Source organism: Pseudomonas sp. QD4 (assembly GCF_049199125.1).
Classification (GTDB): domain Bacteria; phylum Pseudomonadota; class Gammaproteobacteria; order Pseudomonadales; family Pseudomonadaceae; genus Aquipseudomonas.
Genome location: NZ_JBLZOM010000002.1, coordinates 19,404 through 39,415, shown reverse-complemented (window position 1 = coordinate 39,415; position 20,012 = coordinate 19,404). Strand labels below are relative to the sequence as shown.

The window sequence follows — 20,012 nt, the reverse complement described above, 5'->3', positions numbered from 1 at the left end:
CGCTTTATGAATGGCGAGTCGGTCTGCCTGAACACCTTGCAATGCATCGGCGTGGTCGGTGCCGGCGCCATGGGCCAGGGCATCACCCAGGTGCTGCTCCAGGCCGGGCTGACGGTGCAACTGTTCGACGCCCGTTCCGGTGCCGCCGATAGTGCTCGCGAGCAACTGCACGTGCGCTTCGCCCGGTTGCAGGACAAGGCACGCATGAGCCCGGAGGCAGTGGTGCAGGCGCTGGGCAAGCTACAGGTCATGGACAGCCTGCAAGCGCTGGGCGACTGCCAGTTGGTGATCGAGGCGATCGTCGAAAACCTGGAGGCCAAGCAGCAGCTGTTCCGGGAACTGGAGCAGGTGCTGGACAGCAGCGCGCTGCTGGCGAGCAACACCTCGTCGCTGTCGATCACGGCCATCGCGGCGGCCTGTCGTAACCCGCAGCGGGTCGCGGGGCTGCACTTCTTCAACCCGGTGCCGCGTATGCGCCTGGTGGAAGTGATCGCCGGCCTGGAAACCGCGCCCGAGATCGCCGGGCAATTGCAGGCCCTGGTGCGGCACATCGGGCACCAGCCGGTGCTGGCCAAGGATTCCCCCGGTTTTATCGTCAACCATGCCGGCCGTGCGTTTGGCACCGAGGCCCTGCGTATCTTGAGCGAGGGCGTGGCGTCGGTGGCGCAGATCGATGCACTGCTGCGTGACGGTGCCGGATTCGCCATGGGGCCCTTCGAACTGATGGACCTGGTGGGCCTGGATGTCAGCCTGCCGGTGATGGAATCGGTCTACCGGCAGTTCTACCAGGAGCCGCGCTACCGCCCCCATCCGCTGCTGCGCCAGATGCAGGCTGCTGGCCATCTGGGGCGCAAGAGTGGCCAGGGTTTCTACCGCTATGACGGCGTGCACGACACTCCGCAGCCATCCTCTGTATCGGCGCCACGTGGTATGCCGCCGGCGGTGTGGATGGCCGCTGATGACGAGCTGGGGCATGCGCGTCTGTTGGCCCTGCTCCAGCGCCTGGGGGTGGAGCTGCAAACCGGCCCTAGGCCATCCGGCGATGCGTTGTGCCTGCTGGCGCCCCTGGGCGATGACGCCACTGAGGCCGCCTTGCGTCATGGGGTCGACCCGGCGCGCACGGTGGCGATCGATACCTTGTTCGGGCTCGATCACCAGCGCTGCCTGATGCTCACTCCCAGCACCCGGCCGGACATGCAGCAGGCTGCCCACGACTTGTTCAGTGCTGACGGTGGCCGGGTGACGCTGATCCACGACAGCTGCGGTTTTGTCCTGCAACGAACCCTGGCGTCGATCGTCAACCTGGCTTGCGACATCGCCCAGCAAGGCATTGCCTCGGTTGCCGATATCGATACCGCGGTGCGCCTGGGGCTCGGTTACCCCCAGGGACCGCTGGCCTGGGGCGATCAATTGGGTGCCGAGCGGCTGTTACAGATTCTGCTGCGCATGCACGCCCTGACCGGCGAGCCGCGCTATCGCCCGAGTGGCTGGCTGCGGCGCCGGGTGCGCCTGGGCCTGTCGTTGTGTCAGGCGCCCGAGCCGCTGCTGGCTTGAGTGCTGTCGTCCACCTGCCATGAGAGTTGCGCCATGCTTGATGCCTACATTTACAGCGGTTTGCGTACCCCGTTCGGCCGCTATGCCGGTTGCCTGTCGCGGGTGCGCCCGGATGATCTGGTCGGGCCGTTGCTGGCCCGGTTGATGGAAACCTCGGGCTTGCCGATGGATGAGCTGGAGGAGGTGATTCTGGGCTGCACCAACCAGGCGGGCGAAGACAGCCGCAACCTGGCGCGCAATGCCTTGCTCAGCGCCGGCCTGCCTTGGTGCGTGCCCGGGCAGACGATCAACCGCCTGTGCGCCAGCGGCCTGTCGGCGGTGGTCGATGCGGCGCGTGCCATCACCTGTGGCGAGGGCCAGTTGTACCTGGCTGGCGGCGTCGAAAGCATGTCCCGTGCGCCCTTTGTCATGGCCAAGGCCGAGAGCGCGTTCAGCCGCTCGGCGGAGGTGGCGGACAGCACCCTCGGCGCGCGTTTCAGCAACCCGCGTCTGGTCCGGCTCTACGGCAACGACAGCATGCCGCAGACCGCTGACAACCTGGCGCGGCTGTTTTCCATCAGTCGCGAGCAGGCCGATATCTTTGCCGCGCTGTCCCAATCGCGTTACCAGTCGGCCCTGCAGGCCGGGCACCTGGACGACGAGATCCTGCCGGTCGAGGTGCCGGCGGGGCGCAAGGGCGAGGTGCTGCAGGTCAGCCACGACGAACATCCACGGCCGCAATCCGATTTCGAACGGCTGTCGAAAATGTCGCCCCTGGCTCCGGGCTCGGTGATCACTGCGGGTAATGCCTCGGGGATCAACGACGGTGCGGCGGTGCTGTTGCTCGGCAATCGCGCCATTGGCGAGGCGCATGGGGTGGCCCCGATGGCGCGGATTCTTTCGTCGGCCGCCGTCGGCGTGGAGCCGCGAATCATGGGGATCGGCCCGCATCAGGCCATCGAGCTGGCGTTGCACCGTGCCGGCCTGACCCTGGAGCAGGTCGACCTGATTGAAATCAACGAGGCATTCGCGGTGCAGGTGCTGGCCTGTCTCAAAGTCCTGGGCCTGCGCCATGACGACCCTCGGGTCAACCCGGGCGGCGGGGCCATTGCCATCGGTCATCCGCTGGGCGCATCCGGCGCTCGCCTGGTACTGAGTGCCTGCCGCACCTTGCAACGCTACAAGCTGCGCTATGCGGTGGTCAGCCTCTGCGTCGGGTTGGGCCAGGGTGTGGCCATGGTCATTGAGCGCGCCTGAGGCCCAGGGCTCAACCTCAAGGCCGGTGCACCCGCAGCAGGTGAAACGTGGTGCTCGGGCTTTGTTGCACCACGTGTTCGCCATCGAGTACCTGGACCGCCAGGCGATGTTCGCCGCGGTCGATATTTTCCAGATGCAGTTCCAGTGCCGTGCCGGGTTGGCCGTAGGGCTGGTCGTCCAACAGCAGGCGCAGGCGATGGGGCCCTTGCAGGTTCGGTCGCAGCAGCACCTGCACGCTGAAGCTGCCGTTGTTGGCCCGCAATGCGCCGTCGCGCGGCAAGCCACTGACTTGCAGCACCTCATAGGGCTGCGCCACAACGGTGCGCGGCCTGGCGGCAGGTGGCGGCGTCGGTAACGGCAAGCGGGTTGGGCCGGAAATGGCATGGGTGGGCGTTGGCGCAATGGCCTGGCTGCGGGTGTCGCTTGGCGGCTGATCACTGTAGGCCGGGTTGCCCTGGGCATCGGTGTATTGATAGATCTGCGCCGTCGCCGGCAGACAGATGATCAGCAGCAGGTAGCAAACGGCAGCGCGCATGGCTGAGGGTTCCTGGGCGGCGAGGTGAGGGCCCCAGCCTAGAGCAAGGGGCCGTTCGCGGGGCGCGGGCTTAACCTTTGAACACACAAAGCTCGGCCGTGGCCCGGGTCAGGGCCAGCCTGCGCAGTGGGTCCTGGCTTGCGGCCTGGGTGGCCTGGGCCAGCCACTGCGGGCATTGCGCATCGGTGCGCGCCGGGCTGAAGTCGGCCAGTTGCTGCAGCAGGCGTTTTTGTAACTGATCGAGTTGCGGGCGGATCTGCCCCAGCAGATCGGGGCGGGCGCTGTCCGGCGCGTGGCCTTGCAGGTGCCAGGCAGACAGGTGGGCGTATTGCACCAGCTTGTTGGCTTCGATCTGCGCTGCAAAAAACTGCTCAACATCGGCGGCGGCCAGTGAGTATTGCGCGGCCTGGGCCACCGCGCCGGCAATCACTTCACGCTCCCGGGGGCGGTCTTCCACGGCTTTATGGCTGTCCCATTTGCTCAGGGCCACCTGGTCGGCTATTGCCAGGCGCGCCTCGATACTGCTCAACAACGGGGCGAGAGTGGTCGGGGCGTTGGCTGCGCAGGCGTTGCCGGCCAGCAGCAGGGTCGTCAGGGCGAGGCAGAGTGTGGCGTGCAGGGGCATGGGCGATCTCGGCTGTTGTGGGCAAGTCGGCGGCCATGATGCACGCAAAGGCGCCCGGTCTGGCAAGCGCTCGCCCTGGGCGCGAGGATTTGGCGAGCGCCGGTTGTGACCTGTACCAGGCGCGCCGGTCAGTGCACGGCCTCGGCACTGGTCGGTCTGCGGCAACCGCTGGGGCCGGGGAAGGTTTGCTTGCCGGTCTCGTCATACAGGGTCTTGCAACCGGTAGGGCCCTTGTCGAAAAAGTCGCGACTCTTGATCACGCCATTGGGGTAGTAACACAGCTGCTCGCCGCTCAGGACCGCCTGGTTGTAGTTCTTGAGCTTCTGCTGGTTGATGGTCATCCACTCGAACCCGACCTTGTTGACCCGGCACTCGACCTGGCCGTTGTCGTAGTAGGTGATTTCGCTGACCTGGTCACCCTTGCCGATGACGCGCTCTCGGGTCTTGAGTCCGGTTTGCGCGTTGTATTCGCGGTACTCCTGCAGCTCGCCGTACAGGTAGTCGCGTTCGCTGGTGACCCGGCCCTGGCGGAACTCGCGGGACATGCCGCAGAGGCCGACGGTCGACTGGTAGCTTTGGAAGCGGCAGCGGGTTGCGGCGGAAAAGATCTGGCCATGCTCATCGAGCTGGGTCATCAGGCCAATGAATTCGCTGCCCTCGACGCGCCCGACCGTGGCCGGCGAACCGTCCGCGAGGAAAGTCAGGTACGGGCCCTGCTTGTTGCCGTTCTTGTAGCTCATGTCCGACAGCAGCACCTTGCCGTCGGCGCTGTAGATCAGCGAGCGACCTTCGCGCTGGCCGTTTTCGTAGGCATAGGAATACATCAACTGGCCGCTGTCGTTGTAACCCTCCTGAGTGCCCCAGAGCAGGCCGTCGCGATAGTGCTCGATGACCCGCAGCACGCCCTGGGCGTCGGTGTCGCGCAGTTCGCCCTGCATCTTGTCCGCAACAAAGCTGACGCTGTGGGTGTGACCATCGGCGGCCTTGAGTTGCCAGGGCCCGCTCTTCAGGCCCCGGTCGTAGCTGCCGCTGCCGGCGGTGGTCAGCCAGGGCCCCTGGCGCAGGTCATCGCGGTAGTCGCCCCGCTCCAGCACCGCGCCACCTTCGCGGCTTTCACTGGGGCCGTTGCGCAGGTCATGGAGGTAGGTGACGAAGCCGCCGTCTTCCAGGGCTTCGGAGTCGCTCAGCTTGATGTCCCAGCGTCCTTCCCGCAGGTCGTCGCGATACAGACCGGTCATGCCGTAGCCTTCGCTTTCATTGGACAGGCTCCATTGGCCCTGGCGCTTGCCGTCGACATAGGGCCCGTGGGACCAACTGTTGGACGGTCCGGCAAAGCCCCACTCGCCGTTGCGTTGGCCATGGGTGTAAGGCCCGCGAGAGGCGATGGCCCCGTTTTCGCTGTAGGCCACGGAGGGCCCGTCTTCGCTGCCGGTCAGGCGCGCGGGTTCGGTGTCCCAGGTCACGCGGCTGGCCTGGTAGTTGTAGAGCTGGCGCGGGCCGTCGACCAGGGCCGGGCTCTGGTCGCGCTGATAGGTGACGCTGAGAAAGCGCCCCTGTTTTTCGCCAAAGGTCTTTTTGTAGCTGTAGGCCTCGGCACCTGGCGAGGTATTGCCCAGGGGCTGGCCGTCCTGGCCGAAGTAACCCACCAGGGTCCCGGCGCTGTGGTCGAGCTGGTCGAACTCGGTAATGCCCGAATCTTCGTAGGAAACCCGGTAATTGAGCGGCGTGAGCTGGCTCAGGGCCTGGTTCACCGTGCGTGCGTCGAGTTTGCGCTGGCCCTGGGTAATGCGGTCCAGGGCTTTTTGCAGATTGCCCAGGCGGCTGTAGAGGTGGTCGTTGTCGTCATAACGGTAGGCGCGCAGGTGATAGTTGCCCTGCAGCTTGAACAGCACCAGGCGTGTCAGGTGCTGGTTATCCAGGGCGATGTTGAACACCGACTCGATCGAGGCCTTGCCGAAATCGTCCAGCAATTGCGCCTGGCTTTGCGCCTCATCGACCGCGTAATAGCCCTGCACTCCGGCAGGCGTCTTGATAAAGGCCAGGGTCGCCGAGCTTTCCGCCAGGCCGGTGATCAGTGGATGGGCCAGGGTCTTGCCTTCGTAGAAGGGCGCAGCCTGGGCCTGGCTCAAAGCCAGGCAAGCGATCAGGCCGAGCGCGCGTGTCCATTGCATACCATTCCTTCGTCAATGCGCCGCACCGAGGGTGCGCGAGGCGCGGATTATCCACCGAAGGGGCGAGCGAAGGAACAATCGCGGCCAATGGCCGGGCAATAAAAAAGGCCTCCCGAAGGAGGCCTCTTGGTTACGCCGCTTGCGCGGGCGTCACGGGATCAGCAGCTGTAGTACAGCTCGTATTCCAGTGGGTGCACGAAGGTACGAACCTTGATTTCTTCTTCGCTTTTCAGGGCGATGTAAGCGTCGATGAAGTCGTCGCTGAAAACGCCGCCTTTGGTCAGGAACGCACGACCTTTGTCCAGCTCTTCCAGGGCTTCTTTCAGGCTGCCGCAAACTTGTGGGATCTCTTTGGCCTCTTCAGGCGGCAGGTCATACAGGTTTTTGTCAGCAGCGTCGCCAGGGTGGATCTTGTTCTGGATGCCGTCCAGGCCAGCCATCAGCAGTGCAGCGAAGCCCAGGTACGGGTTGGCTGCTGGATCCGGGAAGCGGGCTTCGATACGGCGAGCGCGAGGGCTGGACACGTAAGGAATACGGATCGAAGCGGAACGGTTGCGAGCCGAGTAGGCCAGCATCACGGGTGCTTCGAAACCTGGGACCAGACGCTTGTAGGAGTTGGTCGACGGGTTGGTGAAGCCGTTCAGGGCCTTACCGTGCTTGATGATGCCGCCGATGAAGTACAGGGCGGTGTCGGACAGGCCGGCATAACCTTCGCCAGCGAAGGTGTTCTTGCCATCTTTGGCGATGGACAGGTGAACGTGCATACCCGAGCCGTTGTCGCCGTACAGAGGCTTAGGCATGAAGGTAGCGGTACGGCCGTAGGCATCAGCCACGTTGTGTACGCAGTACTTCAGGGTCTGAACTTCGTCAGCCTTGGCTACCAGGGTGTTGAACTTGACGCCGATTTCGTTCTGGCCGGCAGTCGCCACTTCGTGGTGGTGAACTTCGATGACCAGGCCCATTTCTTCCATGGCGTTGCACATGGAGGTACGGATTTCGTGGTCGTGGTCGAACGGAGGAACCGGGAAGTAGCCGCCCTTGATACCTGGACGGTGGCCACGGTTGCCGCCTTCCACGTCCTGGTCGGACATCCACGAACCTTGTTCGGAGAAGATTTTGAACATGGAACCGGAGATGTCGGACTTGAACTTCACTTCGTCGAAGATGAAGAACTCAGGCTCCGGGCCTACGAATACGGTGTCGCCGATACCGGTCGACTTCAGGTATTCCTCGGCACGCTTGGCGATGGCCCGTGGGTCACGGTCGTAGCCTTGCATGGTCGAAGGCTCGATCACGTCGCAGACCAGGATCAGGGTCGGCTCTTCGGTGAACGGGTCGAGTACGGCAGTGGTGTCGTCCGGCATCAGGATCATGTCGGAGGCTTCGATGCCTTTCCAGCCAGCGATGGAGGAGCCGTCGAACATTTTGCCTTCTTCGAAGAAGGCGTCATCCAGCGCGTCACGGGCCGGCATGGTCACGTGGTGCTGAGTGCCTTTGGTATCAGTGAAGCGCAGATCAATCCACTTGACGTCATGATCTTTGATGAGTTGAACCGACTTCGACATAGTGTCCTCCGGGTGGCTTCGGGCTAAGTAGTGGAGTGCCCTTAGAATGTGGGTGATGCCGGCGCGAATACTCGACCAAGGCAACCTGCCTCACAAGGGAGCAAATTGCATGCCAGTGCCCCGACTTGGGTTTTCTGCCCCAAACTCACGCATATAAAGGTGCAATCCGCCGTTTTCGGGAAAATCGCGCACCGCAATGTGGCGCCGATAAATCAAAATGACCTGTTTTGGTGCATCGAAAACCATCTGTACATAAACTGGTTAAACCTTGAGCAATTTCCGCTATAATCCGCGCCCCCCTTTTTCGGCTGGCCCTGCGCGCGCTGTTTTCATGAAACTAATCGTTAAAGTTTTCCCGGAAATCACCATCAAGAGCCGCCCGGTACGGATGCGTTTCATCCGTCAGTTGGCGAAAAACATCCGTGCCGTGCTCCGCGATCTGGACCCGGCTGTGGTGGTCAATGGTGTCTGGGACAACCTCGAGCTTGAAACCGCGCTCACTGACCCCAAATCCTTGAAGGACATGACCGAGCGCCTGAGTTGCATGCCGGGCATCGCGCATTTCCTGCAGGTCGACGAGTACCCGCTGGGTGACTTCGACGACATCGTCGCCAAGTGCAAGCAGCACTTCGGCGAAGCCCTGGCGGGGAAGATTTTTTCCGTGCGCTGCAAGCGTGCCGGCAAGCATGAATTCACCTCCATGGAGGTCGAAAAATACGTCGGCAGCCAGCTGCGTCGTCAGTGCGGCGCCGCCGGAATCTCCCTGAAAGAGCCGGAAATCGAAGTTCGCATCGAAATTCGCGACCAACGGTTGTTTGTGATCCACAACCAGCACAACAGCATCGGCGGCTACCCCCTGGGCGCCCTGGAACAGACCCTGGTCCTGATGTCCGGCGGTTTCGATTCCACGGTGGCGGCGTACCAGATCATGCGCCGCGGGCTGATGAGTCATTTCTGCTTCTTCAACCTGGGCGGGCGTGCCCACGAATTGGGCGTGATGGAAGTCGCGCACTTTATCTGGAAGAAGTACGGCAGCTCTCAGCGCGTGCTGTTCGTCAGCGTGCCGTTCGAGGAAGTGCTGGGAGAAATTCTCGGCAAAGTCGATAACAGTCATATGGGCGTAGTATTGAAGCGTATGATGTTGCGCGCTGCGTCGAGAATCGCCGACCGCCTGGAGATCGATGCCCTGGTCACCGGTGAAGCGATTTCCCAGGTGTCGAGCCAGACGCTGCCGAACCTGTCCGTGATCGACTGCGTGACCGACAAGCTGGTGCTGCGCCCGCTGATCGCCAGCCACAAGCAGGACATCATCGACCTGGCGAATGAAATCGGCACCGCCGACTTCGCCAAGCACATGCCGGAATATTGCGGGGTCATCTCGGTGAACCCCAAGACCCACGCCAAGCGCCCGCGCGTGGAGCATGAAGAGAAAGAATTCGATATGGCGGTTCTGGAGCGTGCGCTCGAGAACGCCAAGCTGGTGCCGATCGATCGAGTGATCGACGAGTTGGGCCAGGATTTGCAGATCGAAGAAGTCAGCGAAGCGCTGGCCGGTCAGATCGTGATCGACATCCGTCACCCGGATGCTCAGGAAGATCAGCCGCTGGAGCTTGCTGGCATTGAGGTACAAGCGATGCCGTTTTATGCACTGAACGCTCGTTTCAAGGAACTGGACCCTACTCGCCAGTACCTGCTCTATTGCGACAAAGGCGTGATGAGTCGCCTGCATGCCCACCATTTGCTCAGTGAGGGACATGCCAATGTGCGCGTTTATCGACCGAGCTAAGTGCCCGGGGATGTTTGCCTGTGGCCTGCGTCACCGGCCCCCCGACGCCGCCGTCGAGCTGTAACGGCTTTACGGACGCAACGTTAATCGCTGCCACGACCTGTCAGCACACCGAATCCTCTGATCGAGATACACAAGTGATCGAAAATCTACGCAACATCGCCATCATTGCTCACGTTGACCACGGTAAAACCACCCTGGTAGACAAACTCTTGCGTCAATCCGGCACTCTGGAGCGCAACGAGCTCAACGACGAGCGCGTGATGGACTCCAACGACCAGGAGAAAGAGCGCGGTATTACCATTCTGGCGAAAAACACCGCCATCAACTGGAACGGCTACCACATCAACATCGTGGACACCCCGGGCCACGCCGACTTCGGCGGCGAAGTTGAACGTGTAATGTCGATGGTTGACTCCGTTCTGCTGCTGGTTGATGCCCAGGACGGCCCTATGCCGCAAACCCGTTTTGTGACCAAGAAGGCTTTCGAAGCCGGCCTGCGTCCAATCGTGGTAATCAACAAGGTTGACCGTCCAGGCGCGCGTCCGGACTGGGTTCTGGACCAGATCTTCGACCTGTTCGACAACCTGGGTGCTACCGAAGAACAGCTGGACTTCAAAGTGGTTTACGCCTCCGCCCTGAACGGTATTGCTGGTCTTGACCACACCGACATGGCTGAAGACATGACCCCGCTGTACCAGTCGATTGTCGACAACGTACCAGCACCAGCCGTTGACCGTGACGGTCCGTTCCAGATGCAAATCTCGGCTCTGGACTACAACAGCTTCCTGGGTGTTATCGGCGTTGGCCGTATCGCTCGTGGTCGCGTCAAGCCGAACACTCCGGTCGTGGCTATCGACGCCGACGGCAAGAAGCGCAACGGTCGTATCCTCAAGCTGATGGGTCACCACGGCCTGCACCGCATCGACGTTGAAGAAGCAGCTGCCGGCGACATCGTCTGCATCAGCGGCTTCGACCAGCTGTTCATCTCCGACACCCTGTGCGACCCAACCGCTGTTGAAGCGATGAAGCCGCTGACCGTTGACGAGCCAACCGTTTCCATGACCTTCCAGGTAAACGACTCGCCATTCTGCGGTAAAGAAGGCAAGTTCGTGACCAGCCGTAACATCAAGGAACGTCTGGACAAAGAGCTGCTCTACAACGTTGCTCTGCGCGTTGAAGAAGGCGACTCGGCTGACAAGTTCAAGGTCTCCGGCCGTGGTGAGCTGCACCTCTCGGTACTGATCGAAACCATGCGTCGCGAAGGCTTCGAAATGGGTGTTGGTCGTCCGGAAGTGATCATCCGCATGGTTGACGGCGTGAAGCACGAACCGTACGAAAACGTGACCATCGACCTGCCGGAAGAATCGCAAGGTTCGATCATGGAGCAGATCGGTATCCGTAAAGGCGACCTGACCAACATGGTTCCGGATGGCAAGGGCCGTGTGCGCCTTGAGTACAACATCCCGGCTCGTGGCCTGATCGGTTTCCGTAACGAGTTCCTGACCCTGACCTCCGGTGCAGGCATCCTGACCTCGATCTTCGACCGTTACGACGTGATGAAGTCCGGCGACATGTCCGGCCGTCAGAACGGCGTGCTGGTATCGGTTGCTACCGGTAAGGCGCTGACCTACTCGCTGGAAACCCTGCAGTCCCGTGGCAAGCTGTTCATCGAACACGGCCAGGACATCTATGAAGGTCAAATCGTTGGTCTGAACAGCCGCGACAACGACCTGGGTGTGAACCCAACCAAAGGCAAGAAGCTCGACAACATGCGTGCTTCGGGTAAAGACGAAACCATCGCTCTGGTTCCGCCTGTACGTTTCACTCTGGAGCAAGCTCTGGAATTCGTACAAGAAGACGAGCTGTGTGAAGTCACTCCTAAGTCCATCCGTCTTCGCAAGAAGATCCTGGGCGAAAGCGAGCGTACCCGCGCTGCCAAGAAAAGCAGTAACTAAGTCATTTAGTTAGCTGCAAAAAAACGCCCCCGACCGCAAGGTCGGGGGCGTTTTTGTTTGTCTGGGCTTTATGGCCTGGCAACGACCTTGTGGCGAGGGAGCTTGCTCCCGTTGGGCTGCGCAGCAGCCCTAAAGCAGATCGACCCGATCTACCTGAAAGACCGCGCCAGCCTTATTGGGGTCGCTTCGCAACCCAGCGGGAGCAAGCTCCCTCGCCACAGGTAGGCTATTTAAAACTTCTCGAGGGTGCGCAGCTTGGTTTCGCGCACCACTTCCTTGGGCTTGTAGGCGCAGTAGCCTGGGCGCGGCCCGATTTTCGGGTGGTTGCGGCAGGTGTCGGGGCGCTTGTCATAAATAGTGCAGAAGCGGCTTTTACGATCCAGGTACAGGCAGTCGTCGTTGCTCATGCGCTGCAGGGTGAAGATCTCGGACTTGGCGTTGAAGCGCTCGACGATGCCTTCTTTCTGCAAACGCTTGGCGATGTTCTTCGGCGGATCGCCACGCTCGAACTCATCGACGATGCCGATGCGGATCAGGTCCTTGATCTTCACCTCGACCGGCAGGGTGCAGCAGCTCGACACACAGCCGCCGCACATATGGCTCGAGTATTTCTGCCAGGTCTCGAGACGGTCGAGTTCCGCGGCGGCGATCAGTTGAGGCTTCATCAGGTTTCCAAGAGGGGGCTTTATCCGGGCGCGCGATCATACCGGGATTGGTGGTTTTTTGAACAATATTTTGCAGCTTTCAGCTCGAAGGCTGCTTTGGCGAATAAACGGGCACGGCCCCTGCATCTAATTAGCGCAAAGGTGAATGAGTTTAAAAACTGCCGAACCAGAGCGTCTACCGTCTGTCAGACCGTCTAGGCTCTAGCAACTCCTTCTATCTCGCCCGAGGTCGCATCGATGTCTCAGGAACCGCTTGTACGAGAAGCAGAGGTAGCCGCATTCCGCGATGCCGTCTTGACCAAACTCACCTACGCGGTGGGCAAGGACCCGGATCACGCCTTTGACCATGACTGGTTCGAAGCCATTGCCCTGGCGGCGCGTGATCATATGGTCGAACACTGGATGGACCACACCCGGCAGATCTACCGCAAGGGTCAGAAGCGGGTGTACTACCTGTCCCTGGAATTCCTTATCGGCCGCCTGCTGTATGACAGCCTGAGCAACCTGGGGCTGCTCGACGTGGCGCGCGATGCCCTCACCGAACTGGGCGTCGACCTGGAACGCATTCGCCTGCTGGAGCCGGATGCGGCCCTGGGCAACGGTGGCCTGGGGCGCCTGGCGGCGTGCTTCATGGAAAGCATGTCGACCCTGGGCATCGCCGGCCATGGCTACGGCATTCGTTATGAGCACGGGCTGTTCCGCCAGGCCATCGTCGATGGCTGGCAGCAGGAGCAGACCGAGCACTGGCTGGATTTCGGCAACCCCTGGGAGTTCGAGCGTGCCGAGGTGATCTACCCGATCGGCTTTGGCGGCGGAGTCGAAACCCTGCTCGATGCCAGCGGCAAATCGATCCAGGTCTGGACCCCCAGTGAAACCGTGCGCGCGGTGGCCTATGACACGCCGGTAGTGGGCTGGCGCGGTGCCAGCGTGAATACCCTGCGCCTGTGGCGCGCGCGGGCGGTGGAAGACTTGCACCTGGAACGCTTCAACGCCGGCGACCACTTGGGCGCGGTGGCGGAGGTCGCCCGGGCAGAAAGCATCTCCCGTGTGCTGTACCCGGCCGACAGCACCGAAGCGGGGCAGGAACTGCGTCTGCGCCAGGAATATTTCTTTGTCTCGGCCTCGCTGCAAGACCTGCTGCGTCGCCACAAAAACATGCACGGCTCGGTGCTCAGCCTGGGCGAGCATGCGGCGATCCAGCTCAACGACACCCACCCCTCGATCGCCGTGGCCGAACTGATGCGCCAACTGGTCGACCTGCACGACATCGCTTGGGATGCGGCCTGGCAAGTCACCGTGGAAACCCTGGCCTACACCAACCACACCTTGCTCCCCGAAGCCCTGGAAACCTGGCCGGTCGGCCTGATGGAACGCATGCTGCCGCGGCATATGCAGATCATTTACCTGATCAACGCCCAGCACATCGATTCGCTGCGGGCCAAGGGCATCCATGACTTCGACGTGCTGCGCGCGGTGTCGCTGATCGAGGAAGACAATGGCCGTCGGGTGCGCATGGGCAACCTGGCGTTTCTCGGCTCCCACAGCGTCAACGGCGTGTCCGGGCTGCACACCCAACTGATGCGCAGCACGGTGTTTTCGGAGCTGCACAAGCTGTATCCGGAACGCATCAACAACAAGACCAACGGCATCACCTTCCGCCGCTGGCTGTACCAGGCCAATGCCCAATTGACGGCGATGATGGTCGAGGCGGTCGGCCCCGAGTTGCTGGACAACCCTGAAGAGCTGCTGCTGAAGCTGGAGCCCTTTGCCGAAAAACCCGGGTTCCGCAAACAGTTCGCCGAGCAGCGCCTGCACAGCAAGCGCGCCCTGGCGGCGATCATTCATGAGCGCCTGGGGATTTCGGTCAACCCGGCGGCCATGTTCGATGTGCAGGTCAAGCGCATTCACGAGTACAAGCGCCAGTTGCTCAACCTGCTGCACACCGTGGCGCTGTACCAGGCGATCCGCGCCGAGCCGGAAACCGACTGGGTGCCGCGGGTGAAGATCTTCGCCGGCAAGGCCGCCGCCAGTTATCACCAGGCCAAGCTGATCATCAAGCTGACCAACGACATCGCGCGCACGGTCAACAACGACCCCACCGTGCGCGGCCTGCTCAAGGTGGTGTTCCTGCCCAACTACAACGTCAGCCTGGCGGAAAGCATCATCCCGGCGGCCGACCTGTCGGAGCAGATCTCCACCGCGGGCTTCGAAGCTTCGGGCACCAGCAACATGAAGTTCGGCCTGAACGGCGCGCTGACCATCGGCACCCTGGACGGCGCCAACGTCGAGATGTGCGAGCGCGTGGGCGCCGATCACATGTTTATCTTCGGCCTCACTGCTCAGCAGGTGGAAGCCCGCAAGCGTAACGGCGAGTTCAGCGCGGCGCCGGATATCGCCGCCTCCCACCGGCTCAACGATGTGTTGCAGGCCATCCGTGGCGGGGTGTTTTCGCCGGACGATCCGTCGCGCTACACCGGGCTTATCGATTCACTGATTGACTACGACCGCTTCCTGGTCTGTGCCGACTTCGATTCCTACTGGGCCGCTCAGGCCCGGGTCGAAGAGCGCTGGCACGATTCCAAGGAATGGTGGCGTTCGGCAGTGCTCAACAGTGCGCGGATGGGCTGGTTCTCTTCGGACCGAACCATTCGCGAGTACGCCACGGAGATCTGGAAGGCTCTGGAGTAACCGCTTTCAGAGAATTCTAGAAATGCGCACAAGGCCCAACGTTTGTTGGGCCTTGTCGATATACTGGGCGCCAGTTTTTTCTGCGGCTGCTGGCGGCAGGATCTGATTCGGTGCTTAGGGATATCGACCATGCAATGGATTTTCATGCTGATAGGGCTGGTGCTGGGCTGGGTGCTCGATGAGTCCTTCAGCGACGCACTGATCGGCGCGCTGCTGGGCCTGGGCATTGGCCTGGCGGTCCGGGTGGATGGCCTGAGTGCCCAGGCCCGCGAGCTGCACCGCGAGCTGCAGCAGGCCAAAACCGCGCTGGCAGCCCTCGGCCAGCGTCTGTCCTCCCTTGAGCGCAGTGGCGCCAGCACGCCTGAGCCGGCCCCGGCCAGCGAAGCGCCCAGCGTCAACCTGGCGCCCACGCCGGAACCTGCGCTGCCGATTCTGCTGGCCCAGTCTGCAAAACCTCAGCCGCCACCGGTTGTCGAGCCTGCGCCCGGGGAATTGGTCTGGGAACTGCCACCCACACTGCAACCGAGCCCGGCAACCACTCGCGAATTCAGCCAGGCCCCGCCGGCCGACGTCCTGCGCCAGGCGCAGCCTACGCGCCAGCCGATAGCGCCAGCGGCCCCCGCCGAACCCTTGGAACCCAACCTGATCGAGCGCGCCATCAGCGGCGCGCGCACTTGGCTGTTTGGCGGCAACACCGTGCTGCGGGTGGGTGTGCTGCTGTTGTTCCTCGGCCTGGCCTTCCTGTTGCGCTATGCCACCGAAGGCATGGTGGTGCCGATTGAATTGCGTTACGCCGGGGTTGCCGCCAGCGCCCTGGGGTTGCTGGGCCTGGGCTGGTGGCTGCGGCTGCGCAACAGCAACTACGGGCTGATGCTGCAAGGCACGGGGATCGGCGTGCTGTACCTGACGGTCTTTGCGGCCATGCGCCTGCACCCGCTGCTCGACCCATCGGCAGCCCTGGGACTGTTGGTGGCGGTCACACTGTTCTCGGCGATCCTGGCTGTGACCCAGGATGCCCTGGGCCTGGCCGCCGCCGCTGCCCTGGGCGGCTTTGCCGCGCCGATCCTGACCTCCACCGGAGCCGGCAGCCACGTCGCTTTATTCAGCTACTTCGCCCTGCTCAATGCCGGGATTCTCGCCATCGCCTGGTTCAAGGCCTGGCGCCTGCTGAACCTGATCGGTTTTGTCGGCACCTTCGGCATCGGTTTCGCCTGGGGCCTGCGCTCCTACGAGCCGCAGCTGTTGTGGAGCACCGAGCCGTTCCTGGTGGTGTTCTTCCTGATGTACCTGGCGATCGGCCTGCTGTTCGCCCGGCGCACACTCATGGACTTGCCCGATGCGCCGCAAGACGCCAGCCGCGAGGCACTGCTGCGCTGGTCGGCGCGCAAGGGCGACTACGTCGACGGCAGCATGCTGTTCGGCCCGCCGCTGGTAGGCTTCGGCCTGCAGTTCGCGCTGGTGCAGCACCTGGAGTTCGGCGCGGCGTTCAGTGCCCTGGCGCTGGGCATCCTCTACATGGGCCTGGCGCGAGTGCTGAGCGGCGGCCGCGCCTTGCTGCTGGGCGAGACCTGCCTGGCCCTGGGTGTGATTTTCGCCAGCCTGGCGATTCCCCTGGGCCTGGACGCACGCTGGACCAGCGCCGCCTGGGCGGTCGAAGGCGCGGGGATCTTCTGGCTCGGCTTGCGCCAGCAACGGCCATTGGCCCGGGCATTTGCCTTGTTGCTGCAACTGGGCGCGGCGGTGGCCTTCCTCGGCGAATTGCACCCTGGCAGCAACAGCCTGCTGGATGGCGCGCCCCTGGGAGCGCTGTTGTTGGGTGCTGCGCTGCTGTTCAGCTTTTATCAACTGCGCAAGGCCCAACCGCAGCAGGTGTCGAGTTGGGAGCAAGGGTTGTTGCCGATTCTGGCCTGCCTGGGCTTGAGTTTCCTGTACCTGTTGGCGCCGTTGTTCTTCTTCACCCACGGCACCGCCATCGGTTGGGCCCTGGCCGGTTTGGCGACGCTGTTTGTCGGCCTGCGCCTGCAATCGCGGACCTTCCTGTTCACGGCCTTTGCCGTGCAGCTGTTGGGCGGTGCGTTGTTTCTGTTGCGCCTGCAAGGCGCCGAAGGCGATTCCACGGCAGTGTTCAGCGCCGGCTGGAATGGCCTGCTCAGCGCCTCGCTGATTGGCCTGGCGCTGATCGGCGGCATGTTGCTGGCTGCCCGGGACGACATGGTGCGCAACGATGTGCGCTTGCTGCGCGGGTTGTCGGTGGTGTTGCTGGCCGGCTTGATGATGATCAACCTGGCGGTGCTGTTTGTCCTGCCGTGGTCCATCGCCAGCGGGGTGTGGGCGGTCAGTGGCCTGTTGATCATCTGGCTGAGCCTGTATTTGCAGCAGCGCGCCAGTTTCGTTTTCGGTTTGCTGTTGCAGGTGATCGGCGGCAGCGCCTTCCTGCTGGCCGGTGCCGACTGGTTCGGCCCGCTGCTCAGCGAAGGCCTGCGGCCGTTGGCCAACGCTGACTTCTGCACGCCGATGGTGCTGGCCCTGGCCGCGCTGGTCGGCGCCTGGCGCCTGCAACGCGGCAGTCATGGTCCGGTGTTTGACGCCTTGAAGCTGGGACACCTGTCGAATCTGTTGCTGGCGTGGGGCGCCTGCTGGTGGAGTTTTGCCCTGGTCCGGGAAGTGCTGCGCTTTGCCCCTATGCACCTGCAAGGCAGCCTGTTGCTGGCGATTGCCGCACTCAGTGTGCTGCTCTGGGCCTGGCTGGCACTGCGCCTGAAGTGGGCCTCGCTGGGCCTGCTGTGCAGCCTGTTGATGCCGGTGGCTGCGCTGGTGCTGATCGCCTCCTGGCATTCGCGTTACCACCCGGCCGCGAGTGTTGGCTGGCTGGCCTGGACGCTGGTGTTCGCGGTGCATTTCTTCAGCCTGCGGCGCCTGGCGTCGATGCTGCCGGCGCGGCTGCAAAGCGCTGCCCATGTGCTCGGCTGCTGGTTGCTGATCGGCGTGCTGGCCCTGGAGCTGCGCTACGGCCTGCTGCTGTTGTCCGAGCAGTACAACGCCTGGCGCTGGTTGGGCTGGGCGATTCTGCCGAGCCTGTACCTGGTGCTGATGGCCGCGCCACGGGCCTGGCCATGGCCGGTGTCGGCCCATGCCCGCGAGTATCGGCTGTACGCGGCATTGCCCCTGGCGGTGTTGATGCTGGGCTGGTTCTGGCTGGCGAACATCGCCAGCGACGGCAGCGCCGAGCCTCTGCCGTACCTGCCATTGCTCAACCCGCTGGAACTGGGGCTGCTGTTTGCCTTGTTCGGGGTTTATATGTGGTCGCGCAGCGCGGTGGAGCAATGGGCGATCCGTGTCGACTACGCCGAGCGCGGCACCCAGGCCGTGGCGGGGATTTCGCTGTTCGCGTTCTTCACCGCACTGGTGATGCGTACCGCGCACCATTGGAGCGGGGTGCCGTACGAGCTCGATGCGTTGCTCGGCTCGATGCGGGTGCAGGCCGGGTTGTCCATCGTCTGGACCCTGATTGCCCTGGGGCTGATGATCGGCGGCCACCTGCGCCATCGCCGCGAGGTCTGGCTGGTGGGGGCGGGGTTGATCGCCCTGGTGGTCGCCAAGCTGTTCTTTGTCGAATTGAGCAACCGTGGCGGGCTGGCGCGGATCGTGTCGTTTATCGGCGTTGGGGTGTTGCTGCTGGTGGTCGGCTATTTCGCCCCGCTGCCGCCCAAGCGCGTCGAGGCAGAGCCGGATCAACCCCGGCCAGAGCCTGAAACCGAAGGAGTGTCGTCTTGAAGCAGAACCTGAACCTGGGGTGGCTGGGGGCACTGGGCCTATGTGTGGCGCTGTCGGCCACGGCCCAGGAAAAACCTGCGGACTTCAAGTCCCAGCTGCCGCTGAGCCTGAGTGGCGAGGGCCCCTGGTACCGCCTGGAACTGCCGCTGGCGGCGCAGCTCAATGCCAGCCAGAGCGATCTGGGTGATATCCGCGTGTTCAACGCTGCCGGCGAACCCCAGGCCTATGCCCTGGCCCGCGAACAGGCCGAAACCCGCGAACAGCGCAGCCTGACCGAGGTCAAGTGGTTCCCGCTGTACAGCTCGGCGGATGCCAGCGAAGCGGCGCCGAGCGTGCGCGTGCAGTCGAGTGCCAGCGGGACCCTGGTCGAGGTGCAGCCGTCCAGCCAGCTCGAGGCCGGTGAAGAGGTGCTGCGGGGGTGGTTGCTGGACGCCAGTGCGATCAAGGCACCCTTGCAGCAACTGGTGCTCGACTGGACCAGCGAGCGCGATGGTTTCCAGCGTTTCAGCATCGAGGCCAGCGACGACCTACAACATTGGCAGGCCTGGGGAGAGGGGCAGGTGGCGCGGCTGTCGTTTGCCGATGAGCGCATCGAGCAGCATGAAGTCGGCTTGCCCGGGCAGTCGGCGCGTTACCTGCGCCTGCTGTGGAGCGCCCCGCAATCGGCGCCGATCCTGACCTCGGCGCAACTGCAAAGCACCAGCACCAGCAGCCTGCCGTTGCCCCTGCTGTGGTCGCAGCCGCTGGCCGGTAGCAGCCCCAAGGCCGGGGAATACATCTGGCAGTTGCCGACGGGGTTGAATGTAGAGCGCCTGCAGGTCGAGCTGAGCCAGCCCAACAGCCTGGCACCGGTGACCCTGTACGGCCGCCGCGACAACAACCAACCCTGGCAGCCGCTGACCAGTGGCTTGCTCTATCGCCTGACCCAGAATGGCCAGGACGTGGTGCAGAACGATCTGCAACTGACCGGGCGCAACGTGCAGCAACTCAGGTTGACGGTGGACGAGCGCGGCGGTGGCCTGGGTGCCGAGGCCCCGGCCTTGAAGGTTGCCGTGCGTGCCACGCAACTGGTGTTCCTGGCCCGTGGCGCCGGCCCCTACACCCTGGCGCTGGGCAACCCAACGGTCGCAGCGGCGAACCTGCCATTGGCCACCCTGATCCCTGACTACAGCCCGCAACGCCTCAAGGCCCTGGGCCAGGCCCGGGTCGATGGCGCGCTGCAGCTGGCTGCGTCCACCGCCACCCCCTCGGTCGCCCCGCAAGCGAGCGGGCCGGACTGGAAGAAAATCGCCCTGTGGGCAGTCTTGCTGCTCGGGGTACTGGCCCTGGGCGCCATGGCCTTCAGCCTGTTGCGCAAACCCGCGACGAAAACCTGATCGCCGTTGACATCACCGGCGGTGGCCAGGGCGCCTGCTCTTGCGCCACCGCCGATTGGCGGGGCCGTTGGGGATGTCA

The 20,012-nt window shown here is 63.2% G+C and carries 12 protein-coding genes; 7 read left to right on the top strand and 5 right to left on the bottom strand.

Annotation, left to right across the window (positions count from 1 at the left end):
• Positions 1-6: 6 nt before the first annotated feature.
• Together ACOZJV_RS10905 and ACOZJV_RS10900 are read left to right on the top strand one after the other, a co-directional pair.
• Positions 7-1,554 carry a 3-hydroxyacyl-CoA dehydrogenase gene (locus ACOZJV_RS10905; RefSeq protein WP_421547618.1) on the top strand — a complete coding sequence of 516 codons (1,548 nt, stop codon included), beginning with the start codon at positions 7-9 and terminating at the stop codon, positions 1,552-1,554.
• A gap of 33 nt (positions 1,555-1,587) precedes the next feature.
• A complete protein-coding gene (locus tag ACOZJV_RS10900) occupies positions 1,588-2,790 on the top strand; it encodes a 3-oxoadipyl-CoA thiolase (protein WP_078469402.1) in 1,203 nt (400 codons plus the stop codon).
• A 16-nt stretch (positions 2,791-2,806) separates the two neighbouring features.
• Here ACOZJV_RS10900 and ACOZJV_RS10895 read toward each other — a convergent pair whose 3' ends face one another.
• From ACOZJV_RS10895 to glnA, 4 genes are all read right to left on the bottom strand, one after another.
• On the bottom strand, positions 2,807-3,325 hold the full coding sequence (locus tag ACOZJV_RS10895) for a DUF4124 domain-containing protein (RefSeq protein WP_421547617.1): 519 nt from the start codon (positions 3,323-3,325) through the stop codon (positions 2,807-2,809).
• A gap of 70 nt (positions 3,326-3,395) precedes the next feature.
• On the bottom strand, positions 3,396-3,950 hold the full coding sequence (locus tag ACOZJV_RS10890; protein WP_421547616.1) for a chorismate mutase: 555 nt from the start codon (positions 3,948-3,950) through the stop codon (positions 3,396-3,398).
• A 128-nt stretch (positions 3,951-4,078) separates the two neighbouring features.
• On the bottom strand, positions 4,079-6,121 hold the full coding sequence (locus ACOZJV_RS10885) for a hypothetical protein (RefSeq protein WP_421547615.1): 2,043 nt from the start codon (positions 6,119-6,121) through the stop codon (positions 4,079-4,081).
• A 158-nt stretch (positions 6,122-6,279) separates the two neighbouring features.
• Entirely contained in the window at positions 6,280-7,686 is a 1,407-nt protein-coding gene (gene glnA / locus ACOZJV_RS10880) for a glutamate--ammonia ligase (protein ID WP_020299521.1), read from the bottom strand.
• 331 nt (positions 7,687-8,017) lie between these two features.
• Here glnA and thiI point away from each other — a divergent pair, with 331 nt between their 5' ends.
• A complete protein-coding gene (gene thiI / locus ACOZJV_RS10875; protein WP_078469407.1) occupies positions 8,018-9,472 on the top strand; it encodes a tRNA uracil 4-sulfurtransferase ThiI in 1,455 nt (484 codons plus the stop codon).
• Between the two features lie 137 nt (positions 9,473-9,609).
• Positions 9,610-11,430, top strand: a complete 1,821-nt coding sequence (gene typA, locus ACOZJV_RS10870) for a translational GTPase TypA (RefSeq protein ID WP_020299519.1) — start codon at positions 9,610-9,612, stop codon at positions 11,428-11,430.
• 230 nt (positions 11,431-11,660) lie between these two features.
• Here the strand turns inward: typA and ACOZJV_RS10865 are convergent, their stop codons facing one another.
• Positions 11,661-12,095 carry a YkgJ family cysteine cluster protein gene (locus tag ACOZJV_RS10865; protein ID WP_020299518.1) on the bottom strand — a complete coding sequence of 145 codons (435 nt, stop codon included), beginning with the start codon at positions 12,093-12,095 and terminating at the stop codon, positions 11,661-11,663.
• 237 nt (positions 12,096-12,332) lie between these two features.
• On the opposite strand from ACOZJV_RS10865, the gene ACOZJV_RS10860 reads away from it, so the two are divergent.
• From ACOZJV_RS10860 to ACOZJV_RS10850, 3 genes are all read left to right on the top strand, one after another.
• Positions 12,333-14,783 carry a glycogen/starch/alpha-glucan phosphorylase gene (locus tag ACOZJV_RS10860; protein ID WP_078469408.1) on the top strand — a complete coding sequence of 817 codons (2,451 nt, stop codon included), beginning with the start codon at positions 12,333-12,335 and terminating at the stop codon, positions 14,781-14,783.
• Between the two features lie 129 nt (positions 14,784-14,912).
• The gene (locus ACOZJV_RS10855; protein WP_421547614.1) at positions 14,913-18,557 is read left to right on the top strand and encodes a DUF2339 domain-containing protein; all 3,645 of its coding nucleotides are present in this window, start codon (positions 14,913-14,915) and stop codon (positions 18,555-18,557) included.
• Entirely contained in the window at positions 18,554-19,933 is a 1,380-nt protein-coding gene (locus tag ACOZJV_RS10850) for a DUF3999 domain-containing protein (RefSeq protein WP_421547613.1), read from the top strand. The genes ACOZJV_RS10855 and ACOZJV_RS10850 overlap by 4 nt, the downstream gene beginning before the upstream one ends.
• Positions 19,934-20,012 lie beyond the last annotated feature (79 nt).

Bases quoted from the DNA above. Each gene is read 5' to 3' on its own strand.
- ACOZJV_RS10895 (WP_421547617.1), bottom strand. From the start codon at position 3,325: ATGCGCGCTGCCGTTTGCTACCTGCTGCTGATCATCTGTCTGCCGGCG.
- ACOZJV_RS10885 (WP_421547615.1), bottom strand. From the start codon at position 6,121: ATGCAATGGACACGCGCGCTCGGCCTGATCGCTTGCCTGGCTTTGAGC.
- ACOZJV_RS10865 (WP_020299518.1), bottom strand. From the start codon at position 12,095: ATGAAGCCTCAACTGATCGCCGCCGCGGAACTCGACCGTCTCGAGACC.
- ACOZJV_RS10890 (WP_421547616.1), bottom strand. From the start codon at position 3,950: ATGCCCCTGCACGCCACACTCTGCCTCGCCCTGACGACCCTGCTGCTG.
- ACOZJV_RS10855 (WP_421547614.1), top strand. From the start codon at position 14,913: ATGCAATGGATTTTCATGCTGATAGGGCTGGTGCTGGGCTGGGTGCTC.
- ACOZJV_RS10905 (WP_421547618.1), top strand. From the start codon at position 7: ATGAATGGCGAGTCGGTCTGCCTGAACACCTTGCAATGCATCGGCGTG.
- glnA (WP_020299521.1), bottom strand. From the start codon at position 7,686: ATGTCGAAGTCGGTTCAACTCATCAAAGATCATGACGTCAAGTGGATT.
- ACOZJV_RS10900 (WP_078469402.1), top strand. From the start codon at position 1,588: ATGCTTGATGCCTACATTTACAGCGGTTTGCGTACCCCGTTCGGCCGC.
- thiI (WP_078469407.1), top strand. From the start codon at position 8,018: ATGAAACTAATCGTTAAAGTTTTCCCGGAAATCACCATCAAGAGCCGC.
- ACOZJV_RS10860 (WP_078469408.1), top strand. From the start codon at position 12,333: ATGTCTCAGGAACCGCTTGTACGAGAAGCAGAGGTAGCCGCATTCCGC.